This window comes from Streptomyces sp. NBC_01431 (genome assembly GCF_036231355.1).
Classification (GTDB): Bacteria; Actinomycetota; Actinomycetes; order Streptomycetales; family Streptomycetaceae; genus Streptomyces.
Window position 1 is genome coordinate 5,609,855 of the sequence record NZ_CP109496.1, and the last position, 24,983, is coordinate 5,634,837.

The following is a 24,983-nucleotide window of genomic DNA, read 5'->3' on the forward strand; positions in this document are numbered from 1 at the left end:
ACCCCTGGAAGCTCAAGCGATTATCGTGCTGGAGTCAAAAGGAATAGCAAAGGGCCCCTGCCGGGTCCGGGTCAAGCACCCTGGCCGAAGGCGCCGGGGTGGATCTCGTCGCGCGTCGCGATGTACTGCTGGCGTACGGCCTGACCCACCGCCAGTTCCTCGCCGGGCTCGAACACCTGGGCCGCCGCGCCCTGCCAGGCCGGCGGGGTGTGTGCGGCGAGCGTGCCCTGCGAGACGCCGAGCGCCCAGGCCGCCTGCCGCGCCGCGCCGAGCGCCGCGTACTCGGCGGGCTGCGGCACGACGACCTGCGTACCGAAGAGAGCCGGCGCGGCCGCCTGCACGGCGGGCAGTTCGGCGGCCGCCCCGAGCAGGAACACCCGCCGGACCTCGACCCCGCGCCCGCGCAGCACGTCCAGGGCGTCGGCCAGCGAGCAGAGCATCCCCTCGAAGGCGGCCCGCGCCAGGTGCTCCGGCTTCATCGACTCGCGCCGCAGTCCGGCCAGCGTGCCCGCCGCGTGCGGCAGCCGGGGCGTCCGCTCGCCCTCCAGGTACGGCAGCAGTACGAGACCGCTGGCGCCGGGCGTGGACTTCAGGGCCAGCGCGCTCAGTTCGTCGAGGTCCTCGGCGCCGAGCATCTCCGCCGTGCCGCGCAGGGCCCGTACGGCATTGCTCGTATGCACGACGGGCAGGTGCATCCCGGTGGCGTCGGCGAACGACGTAATCATGCCGCTCGGGTCGGCCAGCGCCTCGTGATGGACGGCCATGACGGAACCCGAGGCCCCGAGCGAGACCACCGCGTCGCCCGCGCCGACCCCGAGCCCGAACGCCGCCGCCATCGTCTCGCCCGTACCGGCCGAGATCAGCAGCCCCTCGGGGGTGGTGCCCGCCGCCTCGGACGGCCCGAGCACGTCGGGCAGCGCCACCTGGTGTCCGAGCGCGAGCTCGACCAGGTCGGGACGGTAGAAGCCGGTGGCGGCGGACCAGTAGCCGGTGCCGGACGCGGCGCCGCGGTCGGTGGTGCGGCGGGCCGGGCGGCCGAGCAGCTGCCACACCAGCCAGTCGTGCGCCTGGAGGACACCGGCGGTGCGCTGGGCGGCCTCCGGCTCGTTGCGCGCCAGCCAGCGCAGCTTGGACACCGCCTGCGCGGCCTGCGGCACACAGCCCACGGCCTGCGCCCAGGCCTCCCGGCTGCCGAGTCCGTCGATCAGATCGGCCGCGGAGACCTGCGCCCGCTTGTCGTTCCCGGTCAGCGCGGGCCGTACGAGAGCGCCTTGGCCGTCCAGCGCGATCAGGCCGTGCTGCTGGGCGGACACGCCGATGGCCTGGACTCCTTCGAGTAGCCCGCCGCCCGCGGCCTCGCCGAGCGAGAGCAGCCAGGCCTGCGGATCGACCTCGGTCGCCTTCGGTTCGACGGGATGCGGGGCGTACCCCTGCCGCAGTACGGCACCCGTGTCCGTGTCGCAGACGACGATGCGAGTGAAGGCGGAAGAGCTGTCCAGCCCGGCGACTATCCCCATGGTTGACGATTCTGCCGCACGCGAGGGGCTACTGGGACGGCGGTGGCCGGGACAACGCTGTCAGGGTCCGACGCGCCCGGTCAGGTGTTGCTCGTGCCCCAGTCGTCCTCGCCGCCACCCTGGCCGCGTTCGCGCAGGGAACGAACCCGGTCGGCGACCGAGGCGGGCACCCGGTCCCCGACCTTGTCGCTCACCGCGTGGAACGCCTTGCCCGCCATCTCGCGCGACGTCTGGGCGGCCGACTCGGCGGTGTTCCGCACGGCGGGGTTCTGCACCATCTGACGTGCGGACTTCTTCAACTGCTCATAGCGCTCGTGCCCCGCCCGGGTTCCGAGCACATATCCGAGGGCCAGTCCGGCGGCGAACGTGAGCCGGTATCGCATGGCGTCACCCTTCCCTAGCGTGTGTGCCGCGCCTACCCGCGCGGCCCCGTGATCACCCGGGGCGGAACCGATTGGCGGAGCACCCCCCTGCTTGCGCTAATGTATGTGTCGCAGCGAACGCACGCCGCCCGGGTCACCCCAGGTGGGTACGTTCGAAGCAGCGAGGCATTCCCCTGTAGCTCAATTGGCAGAGCAGCCGACTGTTAATCGGCAGGTTACTGGTTCGAGTCCAGTCGGGGGAGCTCGATCTCCTGTAGCTCAATTGGCAGAGCAGCCGGCTGTTAACCGGCAGGTTACTGGTTCGAGTCCAGTCGGGAGAGCAGCGGAATCGGACCCTTCGGGGTCCTTTTTCGTATCCCGTGGAACCGCTGGGATCTCCGCGCAGTCCTCATGGGCGTGCGATGCCGACCATCCGAGGCAGGAGATCGTATGAGCGGCTATGCTGCGGCAGACGGCGCGCACAAATGTGCGCGACGCGCCGTTAGGGGCGGTAGCTCAGCCGGTTAGAGCAGCGGACTCATAATCCGTCGGCCGTGGGTTCGAGTCCCACCCGCCCCACCAGTGGTTGGTAGTGCAGAAACGATTCAAGCAGGCATTTACCAGCATGCCCCCGCTGCGCCGCACATCGTGTAGGACGCGCCGGGGGCTTTCTGTCGCCTGAGGGTCCGTCCATCACACGAAAGCCCCAGCCGGATGCGCCAACCGGCCGGGGCTCGCGCGGTTACCGCCCGGCCGCTGTCTCCCGGGGCACGGACGAGGCCGGGCTCGGTCCGCGCCCTGCCGATCGGCGGCGGCGCGGGCTCGGGGTTCGGGGGCGGGGCGGCAGGTGACTTCGCTGCGAGGCGCGGGTCAGCCCCGCCGAGTGGGCCGCGGCAGCCTGTTCGGCCGTGGCGGGCTTGAGTTCCCCATTGCGGAAGGTCGCCTCGCGCAGCTCACGGGGGCGCTCCGGCGGGAGCGGCATGCGTTGGAGCGCGGACGCTACGAGGTGGCGTCCACCGACCGGCTGACGCTGAGCCGCCCCCCTCACCCCTGCTCGCTCACCCTCACCACAACCTGTCGGCATGGCCCGGGTGGAGGGCGATTCGGGTGTGGGGGAAGGTGGGTTGGGCGGTGCGGGCCGCGGGGGTGAAGAAGGCGCCCATCGTTGCCTTGTCGAAGCCGGGGCGGTCGCTGGGGAACGGGTCGGCTTCGGTGCCGCCGACCAGGACCGTGCCGGGCAGTTCTTGCCACCCCGCGCTCTCGTAGAACGCCCGCAGCGGGCGGTCGCAGGTGAACAGGCCGACGTCGTACGTTCCGCTCCGCGCCATGTGCTCCCGCGCGGCCGTCACCAGTGTGCGTCCATGGCCCTGCCCGCGGGCCGCCCGCCGGGTGACTACGGTGCTCAGGCCACCGGCCCGCAGTCGGTGGCCCGCGTGCTCGATGTCCTTGGTGAGGATGTCGAGCGCGGCGAGCACGGTGGCGCCGTCCACCAGCAGCATGGACACCGGCCGCAGGGCCGGATCATGGCTCGTCCCACTGCTCGGCACGTCCGGCGGCCAGGCCTCGTCCTGAAGGGCCAGAACCTGGGCGCGCAGCGCGGGCGGGGTGTCGGCTTCGGGGAAGGTGAGGATCCGCAGCGTCACGGCCGGGCCACCAACTCGGCGTCCGTACAGGCGCGTTGCTCCGCCTCGTTGTTCGCGAACGCCGTCATGGCGGCGTTCGCGAAGTCGGGGGAGTGGCGGTGGCGGGGGGCGGCGGGATGGGCGTTGGTGTCGTGACAGCGGGCGAACGGGAACGCGGCACGTTCCGTGGACCGGGGGCACGTGGCGGTGGCCGAGGCGGGGCCCACCGCAGAACCGCCGTTGCGCCAGGAGTCGTACATGCCGGTGCTCTGGAGGCCTGGGGCCACCGTGGCCGGAACGGCGACGCATGTCCGCACGTAGCAGGCGGGGTGGATTCGCCGGAGCCCGGAGGTCTTCTGCATGGTGCCCATTCTCTCGGCAGCCCTACGCCCCGACGGCGAGCGGGGTGCCGCCCCCCTCGCATGCCCGCCTGGCCGTCGGGGGTGCCCGACGGGGTGGTGGGGAGTCCGGCTTCCGCCTGGGCCGTCGTGGTGCCCGACGGGGCGGCGGCCCCGCATGCCTGCCTGGGCTGTGGTGCATGGCCGACGGGGCGCCGACCCCCGCATGCCCGCCTGACCGTCGGGGGTGTCCGACGGCGTGGTGGGGAGCCCGCCTCCCGCCCGGCCGTCGTGGGAGCCCGGCGCGTTCCCCGTCGTCGCGGAAACCCGGTCGGCGCGGAAGGCCACGCGGACGGTGCCGTCGCCCGCCATGTTCTGAGCCGTGCCGCCCGGCGGGGGCGCGAAGGGGGCCGCGGCTGTGTTCGCCCCGCGGTTTGCGGGGGTCGGCGGCGGAACCGCAGAAGCCCCCGGTGCGCGCACGGGGCGTGCGGCTGGTGGGGGCTTCTGTGTGGGGCTCTGGGGTTACGGAGATTTCACAGGGCGGACTGGAACGCCGAGGCGCTCGGGACGTTGGCGGCGGCTGTGGTGACGCGGTCGAGGGTGGCCGGGACGTGGCCGGCGTGCTGCGCCGCCGCCCGGGTGGTGAGCGGCACGCGCCGGGTGGTCCGGGGGGTGGCGGTGCTGCGGGTGGCGGCGGAGATCAGGGTGTTCATGGATGGCCTTCCGGGTGATGCGTCGCCGCCCCCGCCGGATGAGGGCGGGGGCGGGTTTTGACGCTTGCTGATCGGGGGAAGCGTAGCGGCGGCCAGGGGCTTCGGCGCGCGCATGCGGACGTGGCGTAAAGGTGTCCCGCTGCTGCGGGTGCGCCCGCTACGCCCCCGACCTGAGACGATGCGCGTGCGGGGCCGTATTGGCTGGTTTCGTACGGTCATACATTGGCTGCGAAACTAAAGTGCAGACCCGTTGACCCGCCCGGGGTAAGGGCGGCTCCTGCGGCGTGCGGTCCTCGCCCGCGAGCCCCTCGCGCTCTCGTCGCGAGGTGTCCGCGGCCTGGCCCGCCGAACCCCTCGCGCCCTCGTGGCCAGGGGGTCTTGCCGGAGGCGGGCTGGGCGTGGACATTACCGGTCATGGCTGTAGTCGTGCTGGTAGGAACGCTGGACACCAAGGGCGAGGAGTACGGCTGGATACGCGAGCGGCTGCTGCGCGCCGGGGTCGAGGTCGTGCTGGTGGACGCCGGGGTGATCGGTGAGCCGCGGGTGCCCGCCGATGTGGACCGGGCGCAGGTGGCGGCGTCGGCCGGGGCCGATCTGGCCGCGTTACGGGCCCGCGCCGACCGGGGCGCCGCCGTCACGGCGATGGCCGACGGTGCCACCGCTACCCTCCAACGCCTTTACGCGGAGGGCGCGTTGCATGCCGTGATGGCCATCGGCGGCAGCGGGGGCACCTCCATCGCCACCCGCGCCATGCGTGGACTCCCGCTCGGCGTACCGAAGTTGATGGTTTCCTCGATGGCGGCCGGTGACGTCTCGCCGTACGTCGGGTCCTCGGACATCGCGATGATGTACAGCGTCGTCGACATCGCGGGGATCAACCGCGTCACCCGCCCGGTGTTCGCCAACGCGGTCGACGCGGTGGCCGGGATGGCGAAGGGCTTCGCCGCGGCTTCGCGGGCGCTTGGACCCGCACAACTCGCTTGCGCTGGGCGGCCGTTGATAGGGGCGAGCATGGCCGGGGTGACCACCCCGGGCGTGGACGCGGCCCGTGAGCGGCTCACCGAGCTCGGCTACGACGTGCTGGTGTTCCATGTCAGCGGGGCCGGCGGGCGGACCCTGGAGGACCTCGCCGAACAGGGGATGTTCGCGGGCGTACTCGATCTGACGCTCAGTGAGGTGGCCGACGATCTCGTCGGGGGGATCCTGACCGCGGGGCCGGACCGGCTGCGCGGCGCGGGGCGGCGCGGCGTTCCCCAGGTGGTGAGCCTCGGCGCGCTCGACATGGTCAAGTTCGGGCCGCTCGCCTCGCTGCCCGAGCGGGTGCGCGACCGCGACGTACGGGTGCACAACCCGTCGATCACGGTGATCCGCACCAGCGCGGAGGAGTGCGCGGAACTGGGCCGCCGGGTCGCGGCGAAACTCCGCGCGGCGACCGGCCCGACCGCGGTCTGCGTCCCCCTGCGGGGGCTGTCCACGCTGGGCGGGCCCGGCGGCCCGTACCACGATCCGGCCGCCGACGGTGCGCTGTTCGGGGCGCTGCGCGAGGGGCTGCGGGGCAGCGGCACGGAGATCTTCGAGTACGACACCCACATCAATGACCCGGCGTTCGGGCGGGCGGCCGCGGACCGGCTGCACGCGGTGGTCTCGGCCGCGCGAAAGACACCGTGAGGTGAGCCCGCGGGCGTGACCGCGTGGCCGAAAGTGCACGTCGGGGCGGCGCTCGTGATCAGGTCGCCCCTACCTCGCGGCGCGGGACGAGGGTTAGCATCCCCCGTGACCGAACAAGCCGAGCAGCCCGCCGAGACCCAAGCGCCACCGAAGCCCACCGGAGCCGACGGCGGGGCGATACGGGCGCGGCGGAGCATATTCGCCGACCTCACCCCCTTCCGCACCTCCGTGGACTACCGCCGCCTCTGGTTCGGCAACATGGTCTCCTGGGTCGGCAGCGCCATGACCGCGCTCGCGATCTCCCTCCAGGTCTACGACCTCACCGGCTCCAGCTTCTACGTCGGTCTGGTCGGCATCTTCAGTCTCGTACCGCTCGTCGTCTTCGGTCTGTACGGCGGCGCCATCGCCGACACCGTCGACCGGCGCAAGCTCGGCCTGTACAGCGCGCTCGGGTCCGCCGTGCTCTCCGCGGCCCTGGCGGCCGGGGCCTTCGCCGGGGTCGCGAACGTCTGGTTCCTGTACGCCGTGATCGCGCTCCAGTCGGTCTGCCAGGCGCTGAACGCGCCCGCCCGGTCCGCGATGATCCCCAAGCTGCTGCCGCCCGAGCAACTGCCTGCCGCCAACGCGCTCAACTCGATGATCATGACGACCGGCACGCTCGTCGGCCCCATGCTGGGCGGGCTCGTCGTCGGGTTCGCCGGGTACAAGACCGCGTACCTCATCGACGCGATCAGCTTCGCCGCCTCCCTGTACGCCATGTGGCGGCTGCCCGCGATGCTGCCCGACCGGACCGGCACCAAGCGGGCCTCGGTCCTGGACGGGCTGCGGTTCCTGGCCACCCGGCCCAACCTGCGGATGACGTTCTTCAGTGACTTCTGCGCGATGATCCTGGCCCATCCCCGTGCCCTGTTCCCGGCCGTCGCCGTCCTCTGGTACGGCGGCGACGCCCGCACCACCGGACTGCTCGTCGCCGCGCCCGCCATCGGCGCGCTCCTGGGCGGGGTCTTCTCCGGCTGGCAGGGACGCATCCACCGGCACGGGCTCGCGGTGTTGATCTCGGTCGGTGGATGGGGCGCCGCCATCGCGGTGTTCGGGCTCACCCGTCACCTGTGGCTCGGCCTGTTCATGCTCGCGCTCGCCGGGTTCTCGGACACCGCCTCCATGGTGTTCCGCAACACGATGATGCAGGTCGCGGCGCCCGACGAGATGCGCGGCCGGCTCCAGGGCGTCTTCATCGTGGTGGTCTCCGGCGGGCCGAGGCTCGGCGACTTCCTGGCCGGTTCGGTCGCCGACCTCACCTCGCCCGCCGTGATGATCGTGGGCGGTGGCCTCGCCTGCGTCCTCGCGGTGACGGTACTGGGGCTCAGCCGGCGTGGCTTCGCCCGCTACGACGCGCGCAACCCCGTCGCGTAGCGGGCCCGGCCCCTGGCGCGAGGGTCAGGCGCCCAGTACCCCCCTCGCCACCCCAAGGTCCACCAAGTCCTGGGGGCGCAAGCGCAGTTGGGAGGCCGTCTGCTCGACCTCCGCCGGCGGGCGCTTGAGGATCGCGGCCGCCAGCTCCGGTGCTATCACCGAGAAGTAGCTGTCCGCCGTCACCCACGTACGGTCGGGGGACGTCAGGGCCAGGGCGCCGCCCGAGCCGCCCTCGCCGATGACGAGCGTGGTCACCGGGACCCGCGCGGCCGCCACCGCCCCGAACGCGTCGGCGATCGCCGCGCCCTGCCCACCTCGCTCGGCCGCCGCGTCGTTCGCCGCGCCCGGCGTGTCGACGAGAGTGAGGACCGGAATGCCCAGGCGGTCGGCCAGGCGGATGAGCCGGGCCGCGGTGCGGTAGCCCGCCGGCCGGGTCGCGGTGCCCCGCTGGGCGGCGTACGCGTAGCTCGCCCCCTCGTGCAGGCCGAAGCCGCACAGCATCCCCGCGTCCACGCCTCCGCACCGGTCGCCCACCAGCTCCTGCCGGTGTGAGAAGTACGCGTCCAGGTAGGCCTCGGCGCGCGGACGGCCGGCGGACCGGGCCCGCGTCACCGCCTCCCACCCGTCGGCGGGCAGCCCCGCCGACCCGAACGCCTCGGGCACCGGCGCCGGTTCGCTCCGCCGTCCGCCGCCGAGCAGCGTGAGCCATCCGGCCAGTACGCCCCGCAGGTCCTCGCCCCGTACGATCGCGTCGATCTGGCCCGCGGCCAGCTGGCCCTGAGCGCCGTAGGCCGCCGGGTCCGCGTCCGCGGGGCGCACCCGGGAGCCCGCGAAACCGATCTGGGCGCCCGGCAGGGCCAGGATCACATCGGCGCCCGCGCCGAGGGTGGCCCAGCCGCCGCCGGTCGTGGGGTCGCGCAGCACCGCGATCTGGGCGAGCCCGGCTTCCCGCAGGAGCGTGGACTGCCGTGCCACGCGCTGGAGTTGGGTGAGGGCGAGCATGCCCTCCTGCATCCGGCTGCCGCCCGTGGCGATCAGCGAGACCAGGGGCAGTCGCCGCTCGCGGGCCGTTCGGTACGCGGCCTCCAGGCGGTCGCCCGTCCGCTGACCCAGGGAGCCTCCCAGGAAGCCGAATTCGAAGGAGATCAGGACACAAGGTCGTCCCTCGACGGAGGCCACGCCGCAGACGACCGACTCCTCCTCGCCGGTACGCCCGGTCGCTCTCGCGCGCGAATCGCCGTAGCCCGTCCAGGAGATGGGCCCGTCTTCGGGGAAGTCCCTTGTGGGCGAGGCGAATTCGGAGAAGTCGCGGGTGACGGAGGCGATCGCCTCCCGTGCGGACATGCGCTCAGACATGCAGGGCCCGCTTCATGATCTTGCCCATGTCGTTGCGCGGCAGTTCCGTGAGGAAGTGCACGACGCGCGGGCGCTTGTGGGGTGACAGCTCGGACGCCACGTGGTTGGTCAACTCTTCGGCCGTGGGCGGTGACTCGGGGTCGCTGGGCACCACCCACGCCACGATGCGCTCGCCCAGGTCCGGGTCCGCTTCGCCCGTCACCGCGGCCTCGCGGACACCGGGGTGGTCGAGCAGCGCGTTCTCGATCTCGCCCGCGCCGATCTTGTAGCCGCCGCTCTTGATGAGGTCGGTGGCCTTGCGGCCGACGATCCGTACCCGGCCGTCCGGGTCCAGGCTCGCCAGGTCGCCGGTGCGGAACCAGCCGTCCTCGGTGAACGCGGCGGCCGTCGCGTCCGGCCGGTTCAGATAGCCGCTGAACAGGTTCGGGCCGCGCACCTGGATCTCGCCGATGCCGTCGGCCTCGTCGGCCAGGCGCAGTTCGACGCCGGGGAGCGGGGGCCCGACCGTGCCGGGATGGGCGGAGCCGTCCGCGCAGGACGCCGGTACCGCGCACAGCATCAGTGTCTCGGTCATGCCGTACCGCTCGATCACCGCGCGGCCGGTGGCCTGCGCGATGCGGCGGTGGTCGGGCGCGGGCAGGGCGGCTGATCCCGACACCAGCAGCCGCGCGCCCGCCAGAGCCTTCGTCAACTCCCGGTCCTGACCCACCACTTCGGCGATCCGGTGGTACATCGTCGGCACCCCGAACAGCATGGTCGCGCCTGTCGACAGCTCCCGCGTCACGCCCTCCACCGAGAACCGGCCGAGGTGGCGCACCGAGCCGCCGCGGCGCAGCGGACCGAGGACGCCAAGGATGAGGCCGTGGACGTGGAACAGCGGGAGGCCGTGCACCAGTACGTCGTCGGCCGTCCAGCCCCAGGCCTCCTGGAGCGCGTCCAGCGTCGCGGCGAGGGCCCGGCGCGGCAGCACCGCGCCCTTCGGCGGCCCCGTGGTCCCGGACGTGTAGACGATCAGTGCGGGCGCGTCGTCGGCGGGCTCGGGCGGCAGCTGGTCGACCGTCCCGGAGAGCGGGACGTCGATCCGTACCAAACCGTCCAGGGCGGACGGCAGTTGGTCGCCCTCCGAGGCGAGGACCACCGTCGGTGTGCTGTCGCGCACGATGTGGGCCAGTTCGCTCGCGCCCGTCTTCGGGTTGAGCGGCACCGCGGGCACGCCCGCGACGAGGGCCGCCACCACGCCGACCACCGTCTGGGGGGTCGGTGTCGCCCAGACCGCGACCCGCCCGGCGCCGGTGAGACGGCGGGCCAGGGAGCCCGCAGCGCCGGCCAGTTCGGCATGGGTCAGAGACTTCTCGCCGAAGCGGATCGCCTCCCGCGGCTCGGCGGCGTACAGGGAGGGGAAGAGAGGGGACACGTACGGGACTCCTCGCGGTCGACGGCACGGGCGGGGCCGGACGGTGCCGGGCCCCAGGTCACCGACCCTACGCGGCGCCGTACGGACGCATGATCCACATCCTGCCGTACGCGTCCCGGCGTTCCGCTGGAGCGGGCCGTTCAGGGCAGCGGGAGCGCGGCCTTCACCGCGTGGAGCGCGACGAGTCCGTATCCGGCGCGGAGCGTCCGGGCGCGGGCCGCCGGGGAGATCCGGGCGCGCAGTGGGCCTGGTGCGTTGGGGCCGGGGCATGGTGCGTTGGGTTCGCCGGGGGAGGCGCGTTCCGCCGGGCCGGGGTGGTTAGAGCGGGGCCTGCCAGGTCAGGGTCGTGCCCCGGATGCCGTCGTCGCGCATGCCGTTGTCCACAACGCTCAGCCGCACGCCGGGCCGCCCGTCGGGCAGTTCGGCCCCCGCGTCGATGACCACCCGCACCGACGACACCCCGGCCCGGCGATGCGCAGCGGCCAGCGCGCCGCGCAGCGCGGCGATGAGCTGGGTGTCCACCGGCTCGGTGACCAGGGTGTCGACCGCTCCCTCGAAGCGCACCGAGGGCCGGAAGCCGAGCAGCGCGCCCGCGCCCGCTGTCTCGCGCAGGGCGCGGCCGCGCAGTGTCGCCGGGGCGTCGGCGGGCGGCTGCTGGAGGGCGAAGATCGCGGTGCGCACCTCCTGGATGGTCGAGTCGAGTTCGTCCACGGCCAGGGTGAGCGTCTCGTCCGTGTCGTCGGCCGCGGCCTTCTCGGCCCGGCGCCGGGTGGACTCCAGCATCATCTCGGTGGCGAACAGCCGCTGCACCACCAGGTCGTGCAGATCGCGTGCGATCCGGTCGCGGTCCTCGTACACCGCGAGCTGTTCACGATTGTGCTGGGCGTCGGCCAGTACGAGGGCGAGAGCCGCCTGCGAGGCGAACTGGGCGGCGAGCAGCCGGTCCACCTCCGAGTACGGGCGGGCTCCGCGCCGCCGGGGCAGGGCGAGGGTACCGATGAGCTTGCCGCCGCTCCGGAGGGGGAGCAGCATGCTGGGCCCGAACCGGCTGCGTACGTGCGTGGTCATCCGCGCGTCGGTGGCCGAGTCCTCCACGAACACCGGCTCGCCGCCCAGGAGTTGGACCAGCACCGGCGAGCCCGGCTGGATCGTGGTGCCCACGATGTCGTCGGGATCGTCGGGCGCGGAGGCGGCGACGATCTCCATGCCGCCCGCCGCGGTCGGCTGGAGCACCACCCCGGCCGCCGCGTCCGCGAGCAGCCGGGCCCGCTCGGCCACCGTCGTCAGCGCGTTCGCCGCGGTGTCGCCGGTGAGCAGCGAGGTGGTGACGGCGGCGGCGCCCTCGATCCAGCGCTCCCGCAGCCGCACGGTCTCGTACAGCCGGGCGTTGCCGATGGCGATCCCGGCCTGCGAGGCGAGGACCCGCAGCAGCGCGAGGTCCTCCTCGGTGAAGGGCCCGCCGCGCTTCTCGGTGAGGTAGATGTTGCCGAAGACCTGGGTGTGCACCCGGATCGGTACGCCGAGGAAGGAGCGCATCGGCGGGTGGCCGGGCGGCACTCCGGCTGAGCGGGGGTCGGTGTTGAGATCGTCGAGCCGCAGCGGCCGCGGGTCGTGGATGAGGGCGCCGAGCAGACCGGTGCGACCGTCGGGCAGTTTGCCGATCCGCTCGCGTTCGGCGTCGGTGAGGCCGGCCGTGAACAGGTCGGTGAGCCGGCCCCGCTCGGGGTCGATCACGCCGAGCGCGGCGTACCGCGCATCGGTCAGCTCGGTGGCCGTGTCCACGAGGTGCTGCAACGTGGTGCGCAGTTCGAGATCGGTGCCGACGTCGAGCACCGCTTCCAAAAGCGCGGGCAGACGCGGCACGGCGTCGGCCGCGCCCGCCGGGGTGGCGGGGGTGCGCGCGTCGGCCGGGTTTGTCGAGCGGGCCGGTCCGGGCCGCGCGGCCGGGGTGTCCGTACCGTCCGCGTCGGCCGTGCTGTCCGGGCTGTCCGCTTCAGTCATCCTTCGAGGATCCCTCACCGCGGCCGTTCGCCCCGGTCGGGGCCGGTTTCGTGTCCCTCACTCGGCCAGCGGGTCGAGGACCATGGGCTGGATGCTGCCCTCCAGCATCGCGCCGAGGCCCAGGATCGCGCACACGTCGGGCCGCTCCGCGATGTGCACCGGCATGCCCGTCGAGGTGCGCAGCATGTGGTCGAGGCCGGGCAGCAAAGCGCTGCCGCCGACCATCATGATCCCTCGCTCGGCGAGGTCGGCGACGAGATCGGGCGGGCAGTCCCGGAGCACCTTGCCGATGCCGTCGAGCACGGCGGTGAGCGGGGTGTGGATGGCGTCGCGTACGGCCGCGGTGTCGACCAGGACCGAGCGGGCGAGGCCGGTGGCGACATCGCGGCCGTGGATCTCGGTGGACGTGGGGCCCTGCGGGGTGAGGCCGTTGCCGCTCAGGGCCAGTTGCAGCGGGCGCATGGACTGGCTCGGCAGCATCAGTTCGTGGTGCTGGCGCAGGTGCTGGATGACCGCGTGGTCGATGGCCTCGCCGCCGACCGGGATGCGTACGGCCGTCACGATCGCGCCCAGCGAGAGCACCGCGATCTGGGTGGTGGCCGCGCCGCACACCATGATCATGGTGGCGGTGGGCTGCTCCACCGGGAGTCCGCAGCCGACGGCGGCCGCGATCAGGGTGTCGACCAGCTCGACCCGGCGGGCGCCAAGACCCACCAGCGTCTCCACCGCGGCGCGCTGGGCGAGCGGGTCGCTGTTGTGCGGGGTGCACGCGGCGGCGCGCAGCCGCGGCTTGCGGCGCAACTGGCGGCGCAGCTTCTCGCCGAGCAGGTGGCGGAGCATGCGCCGGGCCATCTCGATGTCGACGACCGTGCCGCCGGACACCGGGCGGGCCACCCGGATGTACTCGGGGGTGCGGCCCGTCATCTGTTCGGCGAAGGCGCCGACCGCGATCAGGGCGCCAGTACGGGTGTTGACGGCGGCCACGCTCGGCTCGTCCACGACGAGCCCGGCACCCTTGATGTAGACGCGGGTCCTGGCGGCCCCGAGGTCGACGGCTACATGGCAACGGCGCAACTGCTCAAGACTGACGGTCACGGCGGATCCTCCCGAGAGCGGTACTTAATTCGCATCATGGGATGGCGCGGGGGCGTGCGCGCGCTGGGATGCGCCGCTCGGGGAGACGGAGCCCGGCGACCAGCCGGACAGGGGATCGCGGCAGGCCAACGCCCCTCCGGTCGGCCCTGGCCGGCGGTGGCTCAGGAGCGGTCGCCGCCCGGCAGGAGACGCTGGAGCAGACCCCAGGAGAACTCCGCCACACACTCCCGTCCGCCAGGCAGGGTGAGGGCCAGCTGCCAGCGCGTCGGCGCCGAGCCCTCCATCGGCCGAGCCGGGGGGAAGGCCCGTGCCACCTCGTCCACCGTGCACGACCAGGGCCGCAGATCCGCCTCCCCGCGCAGCTCGGGACCCGGTATGCCGGGGGCTCTGACCAGCCATTCGTTCCACACCGCGCCGCCGGGCCCGGCCAGCACCTCGAACCGCAGCCCCGGCCAGAGCGGCACGGGCCACAGGTGTGCCTCGCAGTCCAGATCCCCGATCCTGCGCGGAACGACCGCTTCCGGGGCCCCGAGCACCGAGCGGTAGCGGGACAGGGCGCCGCGCGAACGGGACGACCGGAGCATCGCCTGCCAGCGTTTGTTGGCCTCGCGCATGTCGGCCACCGAAGCGCCCAGCTCCTGGCGGGCGTCCTCGACGAGCCCCGGCTGGTGGTCGCCCATTCGCCGCAGCAGCACGAGTTGGAAGTCCAGCGGACCGAACGGCCGCGTCACGGTTTCCGTCATGACGTCCATCCTGCCCGGCCCCACTGACAACGCCCCGGTCCATGGCGATTCGTCACGCCACCACGCCACGAAAGTTGACCTTCCACACAGGATCCACACACCTCGGGCCCCTTTTCCATGCCGACCGCCGCATAGCCTCCCTGGGCCATGGATTACTGCCACTCCTGCCAACGGCACCTCAACGGCGCCCTGGCTTGTGCCGGATGCGGAACCCCCGCGGAGCAGCTCTGGCGCGCACCCGAGGACGAGCTCCTGGTGTACGCCGGTGCCGCTTCCGGCGCGGGCCGTGCGGAGGTGCTCGCACCCTCCGGCCACAGGCGTGCCCGCAAGGGGCGGCGGGCGCGGCGCGGACGCGGGCGGGTGGTCGTCTTCGGTGCGGCCGGTCTGGTGCTGGTGGCCGGTGCCGTGGGGCTCGTGCAGATGGCGACGCAGCCCTCGGGCGACGACCGGGCGTCCGCGGTGCGGCAGGACCAGACGATCTCCGATCCTCAGCCGCTGCCGTCGGGCAGCGCGGTGGCGGTGCCGGTCAAACCGTCGGGCAAGCCGGTGGCCGCGCGGGGGCGGAAGCGGGGTTCCGAGTCGGACTCCGGCTCGGCGTCGGGTTCGGCTTCGGGTGGCTCCGCGAGGCCCGGTGGGTCCGGCGTCGGCGAGGCCGACCCGCGCAAGAACGGTTCAGCGGCCGGGGCTTCCGACCCGGCTTCGCCCGGCCCCGGGCCCTCCGGGTCGGCCGCGCCCGCGTCGCCGGGGCCGTCCGGGGCGCCCGCTCCGGGTGGGCCCGGGTCCTCCGGGGCGCCCTCGACGGCTCCGGCGCCCCCGCCGCCTCCGGCGCCCAAGCCGACGAAGACCTGCACGCCGTTCCTGTTCTGGTGCGTCTGATTCTGGTGCGTCTGACCCACCGCTGCCTGGAGCCCCGCCCCGGACCCCCGCTCCCCGAACGCCGGAGGAGCTGAATCGAGCCGTCGGCACCGCAAGGACGCCGGGCACCCGCCCTCAGCGGGCGGGCACAGCGGGCGGCGCCCGCGCTCAGCGCCGCAGCAGCGTCTCCCGCCGCATGTGCGACAGCTTCTCCGGGTTGCGTACCGCGTACAGACCACTGATCAGGCCGTCCTCGATGCGGACCGCCACCACCGTGTCCAGCTCGCCGTCAAGCCGGATGATCAGTGCCGGGTAGGCGTTGACCTGGGCCGGGTGCAGGGAGACCGCGGTGACCCTGCCAAGTCCCGCGGTCAGCAGGCGGGACACCTTGTCGGCGCCCACGATCGGACGCAGGACGGCCTGCTTGATTCCGCCGCCGTCGCCCAGGAGGACGACGTCCGGCGCGAGGATGTCGAGCAGGCCCTGGATGTCCCCGGTTTCGGTCGCCCGTCGGAACGCGTCGAGCGCGTCCCGCGTCTCGGTCGGGGAAGCGTTCCCGCGCGGTCGGCGGGCCGCCACGTGCGCCCGTGCCCGGTGGGCGATCTGGCGGACCGCGGCCGGGCTCTTCCCGACGGCCTCGGCGATCTCGTCGTACTCCACGTCGAACACCTCGCGCAGCACGAACACCGCCCGCTCGGTCGGCGCGAGCGTCTCCATCACGAGCAGCATCGCCATCGAAACGCTGTCGGCCAGTTCGACGTCCTCGGCCACGTCGGGCGCGGTGAGCAGCGGTTCGGGCAGCCAGGTGCCGACGTAGGACTCCTTGCGGCGGCCGAGCGTGCGCAGTCGGCTCAGCGCCTGGCGCGTGGTGATCCGGACCAGGTACGCGCGCTGGTCCCGCACCTCGGCGAGATCCACGCCCGCCCACCTGAGCCAGGTCTCCTGGAGGACGTCCTCCGCGTCGGCGGCCGAGCCGAGCATCTCGTAGGCGACGGTGAACAGCAGGTTGCGGTGGGCGACGAACGCCTCGGTGGCCGGGTCCGGGCGCCCGGCACCCGCGAGCCGTCCCCCCAACTCCTCGGTGTTCTCGAAGCGTTCGTCCCGCTCGCTGCTCACCGGCTGCTCCTGCCTGTCCGCTCCCGACCGTTTCACGCGCACAAGACGCCGCTCACCGCGGTTCTGTGACACCCGTGGGCGATGGCCTACGTCACACGGCCGTGCTGTCACAGCGAGCGGGGCGGCGGCATCTCTTGTGCATCCAGCGCAGCTCATCCAGCGCACGATCACGAGTGAGGACGAAGCCATGGACGCCCGATTCAACATGTTCGAGAACGAGACCGCCGCCAAGTTCGGCAAGCGGTTCGCCAACGCGGGGCTGGTCATCCACCAGTCGTCCCTGCCGGCGGCCACGCGGGAGCTGGTCTCGCTGCGCGCCAGCCAGATCAACGGCTGCGGCTGGTGCATCGACGCGCACACCAAGGAGGCCGCGGCCGCCGGTGAGACCACGGTCCGCCTGCACCTGGTCGCCGCCTGGCGCGAGGCCACCGTCTTCACCGAGGCGGAGCAGGCCGCGCTCGCGCTCGCGGAAGAGGGCACCCGGCTCGCCGACGCGGGCCAGGGCGTGTCCGACGAGACCTGGGCCCAGGTGCGCAAGCACTACGACGACGACCAGATCGCCGCGCTGGTCGCCCTGGTCGCGCTGATCAACGCGGCCAACCGGCTCGCCGTGATCGTGCACCAGAAGGGCGGGTCCTACGAGCCCGGCATGTTCGCCGCCGCGTTCAACTGAGTCGCCGCACTCAGTTGATCCACCGCCGCCGCTGGGAGCCGCGTGTTCCTACGCGGCTCCCAGCATCCGCCGCAGCAGATCCCGCAGTACCGTCCGCTCCTGCGCCGACAGTTCCGCCAGCGGCTCCCGGGCGAAGTCCAGGGAGTCGCGCAGGCGGGTGGCCGTGGTGAGGCCCTCGGGGGTGGGGGCGGCCAGTTTCACGCGGCGGTCCGCCGCGTCGGGGCGGCGTTCCACCAGGCCCCGGGCTTCGAGGCGGTCGACGATGCCCGTGATGTTCGACGGCTCGCACTTCAGCTTCTGGGCGACCTGCCGCATCGGCATCGGTTCGAGGGCGAGCAGACCGAGAACCCGGGCCTGGGCGCCGGTGAGGGAGTGCTCGGCGGCGGCCCGCTCGTACTCCTCGTAGTAGCGGCCGACGACCGTGCCGATCAGCTCCACGACTTCGAGGCTCAGGGGATCCATTCGGGGGGTCATGTCCTTCAGAGTACCCAGTTACTTGACAATCTCAAATATCCAGGAGCATGGTTCTTTCAGTACCTGAAGCATCGACCCGATGCCGTTCGGGTACCCGATCGATATGTCTGTGCCCGCAGGAGGACGCACCCCATGGCCACCTCACTTCCCGCCACCAGCCGTGAATGGCACCTCGTCGCCCGCCCGAACGGCTGGCCCGTGCCGTCCGACTTCGCGCTGCGGGAGACCCCCGTCGCCGAGCCCGCCCCCGGCCGGATCCTGGTCCGCAACCTCTTCATGTCGGTCGACCCGTACATGCGTGGCCGGATGAACGACGTGAAGTCGTACACCCCCCCGTTCCAGCTCGACCGCCCCATGGACGGCGGCGCCGTCGGTGAGGTCGTGGCCTCGAACGACGACCGGTTCGCCGTCGGCGACCACGTCCTGCACTTCCTGGGCTGGCGCGAGTACGCCGATGTCGAGGCGCAGCACGCCACCAAGGTCGACGGCGAGCTCGCCCCGCTCTCCGCCTACCTCGGTGTCCTCGGCATGCCGGGCCTCACCGCGTACGCGGGTCTCCTGGAGGTCGCCTCCTTCAAGGAGGGCGACGCGGTGTTCGTCTCCGGCGCGGCCGGCGCGGTCGGCAGCCAGGTGGGCCAGATCGCCCGGCTCAAGGGCGCCTCGCGGGTCATCGGCTCGGCCGGTTCCGACGAGAAGGTCAAGTGGCTGGTGGAGGAGCTCGGCTTCGACGCCGCGTTCAACTACAAGAAGGGCCCGGTCCTGGAGCAGCTGCGCAAGGCCGCCCCCGACGGCATCGACGTCTACTTCGACAACGTCGGCGGCGAGCACCTGGAAGCGGCCATCTCCACGCTCAACGTGCACGGGCGCGCCACCATCTGCGGCATGATCGCGGCCTACAACGACACCGAGCCCACCCCGGGCCCGCGCAACATGGCCATGATCATCGGCAAGCGGCTCCAGCTCAAGGGCGTCCTGGTCGGCGACCACTACGGCATGCAGCAGCAGTTCGTCGGTGAGGTCGCCGGCTGGCTGGCCTCGGGTGAGCTCAAGTACAGCGAGACCGTCGTCGACGGCATCGAGAACGGCGTCGACGCCTTCATCGGCATGCTGCGCGGCGAGAACACCGGAAAGATGGTCGTCTCCCTCGGCAAGTAGAGGTTGGCCGCTGGGGTGACCCATCGCACACTCCGCCTCACGGTTTCCGCGATCCGATAAGGTTTTTCCACATCCCGGCGGCCGTGAGGCGCGAGCGGCCCCGAACCCAGGAGGAGCACCCCAGCATGTCCATCCAGAAGTCCGAGGTTCTCTACACCGCCGTCGCCACCGCCGAGAACGGCCGCGACGGCCGCGTCTCCACCGATGACGGCCGGCTGGACGTCGTCGTCAACCCGCCGAAGGAGATGGGCGGCAACGGCGCCGGCACCAACCCGGAGCAGCTGTTCGCCGCCGGTTACAGCGCCTGCTTCCAGGGCGCCCTCGGTGTCGTGGCCCGCAACGAGAAGGCCGACATCTCCGGCTCGACCGTCACCGCGCACGTCGGTATCGGCAAGAACGACGAAGGCTTCGGCATCTACGTCGAGATCACCGCGAACATACCGAACGTGGACCGGGCCACCGCCCAGGACCTGATCGAGAAGGCCCACCAGGTCTGCCCGTACTCCAAGGCGACCCGCGGCAACATCACGGTGACTCTCGCGGTCGCCTGAGCAGCACCCCGGTAAGGGCCGCGCCCGGCGGGGCGCGGCCCTTTGCCGTGCCGGGCCTCCCGCCAGGCGACGCCGCGCCGCTTCGTCGGGCCGCCGCTGGTCACGCCGCGCCACATCGCCCGGCCGAACCGCTACGCCGCACCCGGCCGCTTTGCCAAGCTGGTGCGCATGACCTTTCCCGAGACCACCCCGTACGAGCACGGCATGCTCGACACCGGTGACGGCAACCTCGTCCACTGGGAAGTCTGCGGAAACCCGGACGGAAAGCCCGCCGTCGTGGTGCACGGCGGGCCCGGCTCTGGTGCGGGGCCGTTCTGGCGCCGCTACTTCGACCCGGCCCGCTATCGCGTGGTCCTGTTCGACCAGCGCGGCTGCGGCCGCTCCACGCCATCCGTCAGCGATGCGGCGACCGGCCTCGCCACCAACACCACCCACCATCTGATCGCGGACATGGAGCAGCTGCGCGAGCGCCTCGGGATCGCCAAGTGGCTTGTGTTCGGCGGGAGTTGGGGGGCCACGCTAGGCTTGGCGTACGCGCAGGCGTACCCGGAGCGGGTCAGCGAGGCCGTCCTCTTCTCGGTCGTGACGACCAGCCGCGCCGAAGTGGACTGGATCACCGAGGGCGTGCGGGTCCACTTCCCCGAGGCGTGGGCCGCCTTCCGCGACGCGGCCAGGCCCCGCGAGGGCGAGCGGGTGGTCGACGCGTACGCCCGGCTGCTCGCCGACCCCGATCCGGCCGCGCGCGAGGAGGCCGCCTTGAACTGGTGCCGCTGGGAGGACACGCACGTACGCGAGCCCGGCTCGCCGCTCACCGAGGACTTCGGCGACTCGCGGTACGCCGATCCCGCGTTCCGGATGACCTTCGCCCGGCTCGTCACGCACTACTGGCGCCACGCCGCCTGGCTGGAGGACGGCCAACTGATCGACGGCGCAGCCGAGTTGGCGGCCATACCCGGCGTCCTCATCACCGGCGGGCAGGACATCAGCTCACTGTCCGACCCGGCGCGGGCGCTCGCCGCTCGCTGGCCGGGCTGCGAACTGCTCGTGCTCGACGACGCCGGACACGGCCTGGGCCCCGGGACGAGCGAGGCGGCCCAGGCGGCGCTCGACAGGTTCGCCCGTTACTGAGCGATCGCCGCGTCGTAGACGGCGCGCGACAGCCGCTCGTTCTCCGGGGCCGCGCCGCCCGGGAAGGCGAACCGGCGCCGGGTGTAGCCGTACGCGAGCCCCGAGCGCGGGTCGCCGAAGGCGAGGGAGCCCGCCGCGCCGCTGTGCCCGAACGTGTCGGAGCCCAGCGCCGGGTAGGAGACGCCGAGCGCCTCGAAGCCGAGGCCGAAGGCGGACGGGCCGCCCAGGACCAGGTCGGTGCCGTGCGAGTGGATGCGGGCGAACTCGGCGACCGTGTCCGGCTTCAGGAGCGGTCCCTGCCCGTTGAAGTCGCCGAGGACGGCTGCGTACATCCCGGCGATGCCGCGCGCGTTGCCCGAACCGCCCACGGAGGCCGGGCCGTTGGCGAGCGACGCGGGCGAGTTGGCGAAGCCCACCAGGTCGAAGGACGGGTCGGCGCTCGTGTTGAACGCGATCGGGAGCCGGTTGTAGCGGCCGATCGGGCTCGCCGACAGGGCGGCCTGCTGCTCGGGCGTCGGCAGCATCGGCAGCACGTCGCGGTAGCGGGACCGCTCGGCCTCGGGCAGGCCGAGGAAGAAGTCCAGGCCGTACGGGGCGCGGACGCGCTCCTCGAAGATCTCCTGGATGGAGCGGCCGGTCGCCCGTCGCACCACCTCGCCGGTGAGCGCGCCGATCGCCAGCGCGTGGTAGCCGTGGCCCGCGCCCGGCTGCCAGAACGGCCGCTGGCCCGCGAGCCGTTCGGCGACCACGCGGTCGTCGGCCAGCTCCTCGGGGGTGAAGCCGTCGTCCGCGCCGATGACGCCGGAGCGGTGCGAGATCAGCTCCCGCAGGGTGATCGCGCCCTTGCCCTCGGCCGCGAACTCGGGCCAGTAGTGGGCGACTTCGCGGTCCAGGTCGAGTACGCCGTCCTGGACGAGCAGCGCCACCACGAGGTGGGCCGCGCCCTTGGTGGTGGAGAAGACGCCGGACAGCGAGTCCCCGGCGACGTCGCCCGCCCACAGGTCCACCACGAGACGGCCGTTCCGGTACGCGGCGAGCTGGGCCGCCGGGTCGTGCTCCTCGCCCGCCACGAACGCGGCGAACTCCTCGCGCACGTTCTCGTAGCCCTCGGCCACGGTGCCGTGCACGGTAGCGGCGTCGGCGGTGGCGGATGAGGTGATGGTCTGGTTCGGCATGTGGAGCCCCCGGTATCGATGCTGTTGACGGGCACAACTGAATAGTTAGCGCCCATCATTCCCGCAGCGCTGGGAAACTTTTGGGGTGGCGGATTCTCTGTGCGGGGTGGCCGGATAGGGTCGATGGCATGCGTGATCTAGGGGCGGGCTTCGGTTATCTGGTCAAGGGACAGCGATGGGTCGCCGGGCACGGCAGGTCCCTCGGGTTCGGGCTGCTGCCGGGCCTCGTCACCCTCGTCCTGTACGTGGGCGCGCTGATCGGACTCGCCTGTGGCGCCGACGACTTCGTGGGCTGGGTGACCCCCTTCGCCGACGGCTGGTCCTCGCCCTGGCTCGGTCTGTTCCGCGGCTTCCTGACCATGCTGGTCTTCGCGCTCGGCCTGTTCCTCGCCGTGATCTCCTTCACCGCGGTGACCCTGCTCGTCGGCCAGCCCTTCTACGAGAAGCTGTCGGCGGACGTGGACCGGGCCGAGAGCGGCGGCGACGCCCCCGAATCGGGTCTCTCGCTCGGGCGCGAACTGTGGATCTCCGCCCGTGACTCCCTGCGCATCCTGGTCCGGGTCGCGTGCTACGGCGTCCTGCTCTTCGCCCTCGGCTTCGTCCCGGTGGTCGGCCAGAGCGTGATCCCCGCGATCGGCTTCTGCGTCACCGGCTTCTTCCTGGCCGAAGAGCTGACCGCGGTCGCCCTCCAGCGCCGCGGCATGGAACTGAAGTCCCGTCTGACGCTGCTGCGTTCGCGCCGCGCGATGACCCTGGGCTTCGGCGTACCCCTGGCGCTCGCCTTCGTGGTCCCGCTCGTCGCGGTGTTCCTGATGCCGGGCGCGGTCGCGGGCGCGACCCTGATGGTGCGCGACCTCCTCCAGGAGAACGACGAGGAGGCGGACGACGCCGAGGACGCCCACGCATCCGTCCGGGTCCCGCAAACCCCTTGACCCGGGCGGCGGCCGAAGCTGGCCCTCCCGGCTCTCGCGGCGTCCGGGTCCCGCAAACCCCTTGACCCGGGCGGCTTCCGGCGCCAGCTCTCCGGCCCTCGTTGACCCCGCGCATGGGGCCCGCCGCGGCAAATGGCATGATCTGGCCGTCATGACGAATGCCCGGTCGCCGCTGCGCACCCTGCGGGCCGCGATGTTCGCGGCGTTGTGCGTGGCATTGGCCGCGGTGGGGCACGCGGCCATGTCCGGTCATGACATCCCGCTGACCGTGCTGCTCGCCGCGTTCGCCGTGACCGGAGTCCTGGCCTGGTGCGCGGCCGGACGCCAACGCGGGGTCGCCGCCATCGCGGGCGGCCAGGTCGCAGCGCAGGGCGCGCTCCACCTCCTCTTCTCCTGGGCCCGGCCGATGTCCGAGATGGCGGGGGCGGCGGATGCGCCGGCCCCGGCCGGCGGACATGCGCCGCACGCCATGGCGGGCATGCCCGGCATGGCGGATGGGTCGGCTCCGATGGCGATGCCCATGCCGACCATGACGTGCGGGGCCCGCTACGCACACCTCATGCCGGACCCGCCCGACGGCTCGGCGGTACCCGACATGCCGGGTACGGCGGGCGGCTCCCTGATGGACGCCGCGAGCCACGCGCACGCCCTGGGCATGGACGCCGCCGCGCACACCATGTCCGGCGGCATGCTCGCCGCGCACCTCCTGGCCGCGCTGGTCTGCGGGATCTGGCTGTGGCGCGGCGAGGCCGCCGCCTTCCGGGTCGCGCGGGCCGTCGGCGCGCTCGGCGTCCTCGCCGCCGCACCGCTGCGCAGGGCACTGGCCCTCGTACGCACCCGTACGCCCGCGCTGCCACCGCCGACGCGCCGCCCGCACCCGCACCCCCGTCCACGCCAGAGACTGCGCGGAGCGGTACACAGCCATGCCGTCATCCGACGCGGCCCGCCGGGCCTGCTCGCTGCGCGAGCCATGGCCCCCGGTCTGCTCGCTGCGCGAGCCATGGCCCCCGGTCTGCTCGCTGTCCGAGCCATGGCCCCCGGTCTGCTCGCTGTCCGAGCCATGGCCCCCGGTCTGCTCGCTGTCCGAGCCATGGCCCCCGGTCTGCTCGCTGTCCGAGCCATGGCCCCCGGTCTGCTCGTCACCCGAGCCACAGCCCCCGGCCCGCTCGCCCGCGCCTGATTCGGCGATCGGCGTGGCCAGGGGGCCCTTCACCCTGCCCATGCCGATCGACAGGATCCTCATGTCTGCCGACACCCCGGTGCGGGGCGCCGCGCCCATCGCGGTCCCCGCCCCACCCACCACCTGGGCCGCGTTGCGGCCTCTCGCCCTGCGGCTGCACTTCTACGCGGGGGTGCTGGTCGCGCCGCTGCTCTTCGTCGCCGCCGCCACCGGACTGCTCTACGCCCTCTCCTTCCAGGCCGAGAACCTGCTGTACCGGCACGAACTGCGGGTCCCCGCGGGCGACACCGTGCGGCCGCTCACCGAGCAGGTCGCCGCCGCGAAGGCCGCGCACCCCGAAGGCACGGTGACCGCGGTGTGGCCCTCGCCCGAGCGCGGCGCCACCACCCGTGTCCTGATGAACGCCCCGGGGCTCGGCGCGGACGAGTCCCTCGCCGTGTTCGTGAACCCGTACGACAACGAGGTACGCGGCGCGCTCCCCAGCACCGGAACATCCGGGGCGCTTCCGCTGCGCAGCTGGCTGTCCTCCTTCCATGCCGATCTCAAGCTCGGCGAGGTGGGCCGCAACTACAGTGAAATCGCGGCCAGTTGGCTCTGGGTCGTCGCCCTGGGCGGAGTCCTGCTGTGGGTCGGCCGCCGCAGGCGGACCCGGCTGCTGCGGCCCGAGCGCGGCGCCACCGGCCGCCGCCGCACCCTGTCCTGGCACGGCTCGGTCGGACTGTGGGCGGCCGTGGGCCTGGTGCTCCTCTCGGCCACCGGACTCACCTGGTCGCGGTACGCGGGCGAGAACGTCGCCGAGCTCAAGGACCGGCTCGGCGGTGCCACCCCCACCGTCGCGGCGGCCACCGTCGCGGGCATGGGCGGTCATGAGCACCACGAGGGCATGGCGATGCCGCCCGCCGCGCCCTCCGCTCTCACCCTCGACCAGGTGGCCGCGACCGCCCGCGCTCAGGGCGTCCGGGCGAGCGTCCAGATCACGCTGCCGAGCCAGGGCAAGGGCTTCGTGGTGCGCGAGCGCGACAGCGCGTTCCCCGTGCACCTCGACTCGGTCGCCGTCGACCCCGCCGACGGCCGGGTCATGGACGTGCTGCGCTTCTCGGACTACCCCCTGCTCGCCCAGCTGACCCGCTTCGGCATCGACGCCCACATGGGTGTCTTCCTCGGCCTCGCCAACCAACTCGCCCTCGCGGCCCTCGCGGTCGCCCTGATGGCGCTGATCGGGTGGGGCTACCGCATGTGGTGGCAGCGCAGGCCCACCAAGGGGGGCGCCTTCGGCGTCGGCCGCCCGCAGCCGCGCGGCGCCTGGCGCAAGGTGCCGTGGCCGGTACTGGTTCCGCTCGCGGCGCTGACCGCGGCGGTCGGCTGGTTCCTTCCGCTGCTCGGGATCAGCCTGCTGGTGTTCCTGGCCGGAGACCTGCTGTGGGGCCTGCGCGGCCGTCTGCGCGGGGCCTGAACTCCCTTGAGCCCGCGCGTAGTTGAAGCGCGCGGGCTCGCCGGGGACG

General features: G+C 73.0%; 23 protein-coding genes and 3 tRNA genes. 13 read left to right on the plus strand and 13 right to left on the minus strand.

Annotated elements, in window-relative coordinates; translation table 11 throughout:
* Positions 1–71: 71 nt before the first annotated feature.
* Together OG522_RS25605 and OG522_RS25610 are read right to left on the minus strand one after the other, a co-directional pair.
* The gene (locus OG522_RS25605; protein ID WP_329465340.1) at positions 72–1,517 is read right to left on the minus strand and encodes an FGGY family carbohydrate kinase; all 1,446 of its coding nucleotides are present in this window, start codon (positions 1,515–1,517) and stop codon (positions 72–74) included.
* A gap of 80 nt (positions 1,518–1,597) precedes the next feature.
* Positions 1,598–1,900 carry a YtxH domain-containing protein gene (locus OG522_RS25610; protein ID WP_329465341.1) on the minus strand — a complete coding sequence of 101 codons (303 nt, stop codon included), beginning with the start codon at positions 1,898–1,900 and terminating at the stop codon, positions 1,598–1,600.
* Positions 1,901–2,069: 169 nt separating this feature from the next.
* Here OG522_RS25610 and OG522_RS25615 point away from each other — a divergent pair.
* The 3 genes from OG522_RS25615 (at position 2,070) to OG522_RS25625 (ending at position 2,461) form a co-directional block, all read left to right on the plus strand.
* Positions 2,070–2,142, plus strand: a tRNA-Asn gene (locus OG522_RS25615).
* A 5-nt stretch (positions 2,143–2,147) separates the two neighbouring features.
* A tRNA-Asn gene (locus OG522_RS25620) sits at positions 2,148–2,220 on the plus strand.
* A gap of 164 nt (positions 2,221–2,384) precedes the next feature.
* Positions 2,385–2,461: transfer RNA gene (locus OG522_RS25625), tRNA-Ile, on the plus strand.
* 482 nt (positions 2,462–2,943) lie between these two features.
* On the opposite strand, the gene OG522_RS25630 is transcribed toward OG522_RS25625, so the two are convergent.
* The 3 genes from OG522_RS25630 to OG522_RS25640 all read right to left on the minus strand — a co-directional run bounded on the left by OG522_RS25630 (position 2,944) and on the right by OG522_RS25640 (position 4,552).
* The gene (locus OG522_RS25630) at positions 2,944–3,522 is read right to left on the minus strand and encodes a GNAT family N-acetyltransferase (RefSeq protein ID WP_329465342.1); all 579 of its coding nucleotides are present in this window, start codon (positions 3,520–3,522) and stop codon (positions 2,944–2,946) included.
* Positions 3,519–3,863: a hypothetical protein gene (locus tag OG522_RS25635; RefSeq protein ID WP_329465343.1), complete on the minus strand. Its 345-nt coding sequence runs from the start codon at positions 3,861–3,863 to the stop codon at positions 3,519–3,521. Before OG522_RS25635 ends, OG522_RS25630 begins: the two co-directional genes overlap by 4 nt.
* A gap of 509 nt (positions 3,864–4,372) precedes the next feature.
* Entirely contained in the window at positions 4,373–4,552 is a 180-nt protein-coding gene (locus tag OG522_RS25640; RefSeq protein WP_329465344.1) for a hypothetical protein, read from the minus strand.
* 414 nt (positions 4,553–4,966) lie between these two features.
* Between OG522_RS25640 and OG522_RS25645 the strand changes: the two genes are divergently transcribed.
* Positions 4,967–6,220, plus strand: a complete 1,254-nt coding sequence (locus OG522_RS25645) for a Tm-1-like ATP-binding domain-containing protein (protein WP_329465345.1) — start codon at positions 4,967–4,969, stop codon at positions 6,218–6,220.
* A 105-nt stretch (positions 6,221–6,325) separates the two neighbouring features.
* Positions 6,326–7,633 (plus strand): MFS transporter, encoded by a 1,308-nt coding sequence (locus tag OG522_RS25650; RefSeq protein ID WP_443074751.1) that lies wholly within the window; start codon positions 6,326–6,328, stop codon positions 7,631–7,633.
* Between the two features lie 24 nt (positions 7,634–7,657).
* On the opposite strand, the gene OG522_RS25655 is transcribed toward OG522_RS25650, so the two are convergent.
* From OG522_RS25655 to OG522_RS25675, 5 genes are all read right to left on the minus strand, one after another.
* Positions 7,658–8,989 carry a carboxyl transferase domain-containing protein gene (locus OG522_RS25655; protein WP_329465346.1) on the minus strand — a complete coding sequence of 444 codons (1,332 nt, stop codon included), beginning with the start codon at positions 8,987–8,989 and terminating at the stop codon, positions 7,658–7,660.
* Entirely contained in the window at positions 8,982–10,403 is a 1,422-nt protein-coding gene (locus OG522_RS25660; RefSeq protein ID WP_329465347.1) for an acyl-CoA synthetase, read from the minus strand. Before OG522_RS25660 ends, OG522_RS25655 begins: the two co-directional genes overlap by 8 nt.
* Positions 10,404–10,721: 318 nt before the next feature.
* A complete protein-coding gene (locus OG522_RS25665) occupies positions 10,722–12,404 on the minus strand; it encodes a GAF domain-containing protein (protein ID WP_329465348.1) in 1,683 nt (560 codons plus the stop codon).
* A 57-nt stretch (positions 12,405–12,461) separates the two neighbouring features.
* A complete protein-coding gene (locus tag OG522_RS25670) occupies positions 12,462–13,499 on the minus strand; it encodes a rod shape-determining protein (protein ID WP_329465349.1) in 1,038 nt (345 codons plus the stop codon).
* A 161-nt stretch (positions 13,500–13,660) separates the two neighbouring features.
* Positions 13,661–14,242, minus strand: a complete 582-nt coding sequence (locus OG522_RS25675) for a hypothetical protein (RefSeq protein ID WP_329465350.1) — start codon at positions 14,240–14,242, stop codon at positions 13,661–13,663.
* A gap of 147 nt (positions 14,243–14,389) precedes the next feature.
* Between OG522_RS25675 and OG522_RS25680 the strand changes: the two genes are divergently transcribed.
* The gene (locus OG522_RS25680) at positions 14,390–15,118 is read left to right on the plus strand and encodes an SCO2400 family protein (RefSeq protein ID WP_329465351.1); all 729 of its coding nucleotides are present in this window, start codon (positions 14,390–14,392) and stop codon (positions 15,116–15,118) included.
* Between the two features lie 147 nt (positions 15,119–15,265).
* Here OG522_RS25680 and OG522_RS25685 read toward each other — a convergent pair whose 3' ends face one another.
* Positions 15,266–16,213, minus strand: coding sequence for an RNA polymerase sigma-70 factor (locus OG522_RS25685; RefSeq protein WP_329465352.1), 948 nt, complete (start codon positions 16,211–16,213; stop codon positions 15,266–15,268).
* Between the two features lie 187 nt (positions 16,214–16,400).
* Between OG522_RS25685 and OG522_RS25690 the strand changes: the two genes are divergently transcribed.
* The gene (locus OG522_RS25690) at positions 16,401–16,886 is read left to right on the plus strand and encodes a carboxymuconolactone decarboxylase family protein (RefSeq protein WP_329465353.1); all 486 of its coding nucleotides are present in this window, start codon (positions 16,401–16,403) and stop codon (positions 16,884–16,886) included.
* 48 nt (positions 16,887–16,934) lie between these two features.
* On the opposite strand, the gene OG522_RS25695 is transcribed toward OG522_RS25690, so the two are convergent.
* Positions 16,935–17,360: a MarR family winged helix-turn-helix transcriptional regulator gene (locus tag OG522_RS25695; RefSeq protein ID WP_329465354.1), complete on the minus strand. Its 426-nt coding sequence runs from the start codon at positions 17,358–17,360 to the stop codon at positions 16,935–16,937.
* Between the two features lie 132 nt (positions 17,361–17,492).
* Between OG522_RS25695 and OG522_RS25700 the strand changes: the two genes are divergently transcribed.
* The 3 genes from OG522_RS25700 to OG522_RS25710 all read left to right on the plus strand — a co-directional run bounded on the left by OG522_RS25700 (position 17,493) and on the right by OG522_RS25710 (position 20,194).
* Positions 17,493–18,515, plus strand: coding sequence for an NADP-dependent oxidoreductase (locus OG522_RS25700; protein ID WP_329465355.1), 1,023 nt, complete (start codon positions 17,493–17,495; stop codon positions 18,513–18,515).
* A gap of 125 nt (positions 18,516–18,640) precedes the next feature.
* Positions 18,641–19,066 carry an organic hydroperoxide resistance protein gene (locus tag OG522_RS25705; protein ID WP_329465356.1) on the plus strand — a complete coding sequence of 142 codons (426 nt, stop codon included), beginning with the start codon at positions 18,641–18,643 and terminating at the stop codon, positions 19,064–19,066.
* A 168-nt stretch (positions 19,067–19,234) separates the two neighbouring features.
* Positions 19,235–20,194 (plus strand): alpha/beta fold hydrolase, encoded by a 960-nt coding sequence (locus OG522_RS25710; RefSeq protein WP_329465357.1) that lies wholly within the window; start codon positions 19,235–19,237, stop codon positions 20,192–20,194.
* Here the strand turns inward: OG522_RS25710 and OG522_RS25715 are convergent.
* Positions 20,188–21,369 carry a serine hydrolase domain-containing protein gene (locus tag OG522_RS25715; protein ID WP_329465358.1) on the minus strand — a complete coding sequence of 394 codons (1,182 nt, stop codon included), beginning with the start codon at positions 21,367–21,369 and terminating at the stop codon, positions 20,188–20,190. The two genes, OG522_RS25710 and OG522_RS25715, sit on opposite strands and share 7 nt — an antisense overlap.
* Positions 21,370–21,497: 128 nt before the next feature.
* Between OG522_RS25715 and OG522_RS25720 the strand changes: the two genes are divergently transcribed.
* The 3 genes from OG522_RS25720 to OG522_RS25730 all read left to right on the plus strand — a co-directional run bounded on the left by OG522_RS25720 (position 21,498) and on the right by OG522_RS25730 (position 24,934).
* A complete protein-coding gene (locus OG522_RS25720) occupies positions 21,498–22,301 on the plus strand; it encodes an EI24 domain-containing protein (protein WP_329465359.1) in 804 nt (267 codons plus the stop codon).
* Between the two features lie 151 nt (positions 22,302–22,452).
* Entirely contained in the window at positions 22,453–23,481 is a 1,029-nt protein-coding gene (locus tag OG522_RS25725; protein ID WP_329465360.1) for a hypothetical protein, read from the plus strand.
* A 40-nt stretch (positions 23,482–23,521) separates the two neighbouring features.
* Positions 23,522–24,934 (plus strand): PepSY-associated TM helix domain-containing protein, encoded by a 1,413-nt coding sequence (locus tag OG522_RS25730; protein ID WP_329465361.1) that lies wholly within the window; start codon positions 23,522–23,524, stop codon positions 24,932–24,934.
* Positions 24,935–24,983 lie beyond the last annotated feature (49 nt).

What these genes read in the sequence shown, in the direction of transcription:
- OG522_RS25605 (WP_329465340.1), bottom strand. Translation starts at nt 1,517, where the DNA reads ATGGGGATAGTCGCCGGGCTGGACAGCTCTTCCGCCTTCACTCGCATC.
- OG522_RS25610 (WP_329465341.1), bottom strand. Translation starts at nt 1,900, where the DNA reads ATGCGATACCGGCTCACGTTCGCCGCCGGACTGGCCCTCGGATATGTG.
- OG522_RS25635 (WP_329465343.1), bottom strand. Translation starts at nt 3,863, where the DNA reads ATGCAGAAGACCTCCGGGCTCCGGCGAATCCACCCCGCCTGCTACGTG.
- OG522_RS25640 (WP_329465344.1), bottom strand. Translation starts at nt 4,552, where the DNA reads ATGAACACCCTGATCTCCGCCGCCACCCGCAGCACCGCCACCCCCCGG.
- OG522_RS25645 (WP_329465345.1), top strand. Translation starts at nt 4,967, where the DNA reads ATGGCTGTAGTCGTGCTGGTAGGAACGCTGGACACCAAGGGCGAGGAG.
- OG522_RS25655 (WP_329465346.1), bottom strand. Translation starts at nt 8,989, where the DNA reads ATGTCTGAGCGCATGTCCGCACGGGAGGCGATCGCCTCCGTCACCCGC.
- OG522_RS25665 (WP_329465348.1), bottom strand. Translation starts at nt 12,404, where the DNA reads ATGACTGAAGCGGACAGCCCGGACAGCACGGCCGACGCGGACGGTACG.
- OG522_RS25675 (WP_329465350.1), bottom strand. Translation starts at nt 14,242, where the DNA reads ATGACGGAAACCGTGACGCGGCCGTTCGGTCCGCTGGACTTCCAACTC.
- OG522_RS25680 (WP_329465351.1), top strand. Translation starts at nt 14,390, where the DNA reads ATGGATTACTGCCACTCCTGCCAACGGCACCTCAACGGCGCCCTGGCT.
- OG522_RS25690 (WP_329465353.1), top strand. Translation starts at nt 16,401, where the DNA reads ATGGACGCCCGATTCAACATGTTCGAGAACGAGACCGCCGCCAAGTTC.
- OG522_RS25695 (WP_329465354.1), bottom strand. Translation starts at nt 17,360, where the DNA reads ATGACCCCCCGAATGGATCCCCTGAGCCTCGAAGTCGTGGAGCTGATC.
- OG522_RS25700 (WP_329465355.1), top strand. Translation starts at nt 17,493, where the DNA reads ATGGCCACCTCACTTCCCGCCACCAGCCGTGAATGGCACCTCGTCGCC.
- OG522_RS25705 (WP_329465356.1), top strand. Translation starts at nt 18,641, where the DNA reads ATGTCCATCCAGAAGTCCGAGGTTCTCTACACCGCCGTCGCCACCGCC.
- OG522_RS25710 (WP_329465357.1), top strand. Translation starts at nt 19,235, where the DNA reads ATGACCTTTCCCGAGACCACCCCGTACGAGCACGGCATGCTCGACACC.
- OG522_RS25715 (WP_329465358.1), bottom strand. Translation starts at nt 21,369, where the DNA reads ATGCCGAACCAGACCATCACCTCATCCGCCACCGCCGACGCCGCTACC.
- OG522_RS25720 (WP_329465359.1), top strand. Translation starts at nt 21,498, where the DNA reads ATGCGTGATCTAGGGGCGGGCTTCGGTTATCTGGTCAAGGGACAGCGA.
- OG522_RS25725 (WP_329465360.1), top strand. Translation starts at nt 22,453, where the DNA reads ATGACGAATGCCCGGTCGCCGCTGCGCACCCTGCGGGCCGCGATGTTC.
- OG522_RS25730 (WP_329465361.1), top strand. Translation starts at nt 23,522, where the DNA reads ATGCCGATCGACAGGATCCTCATGTCTGCCGACACCCCGGTGCGGGGC.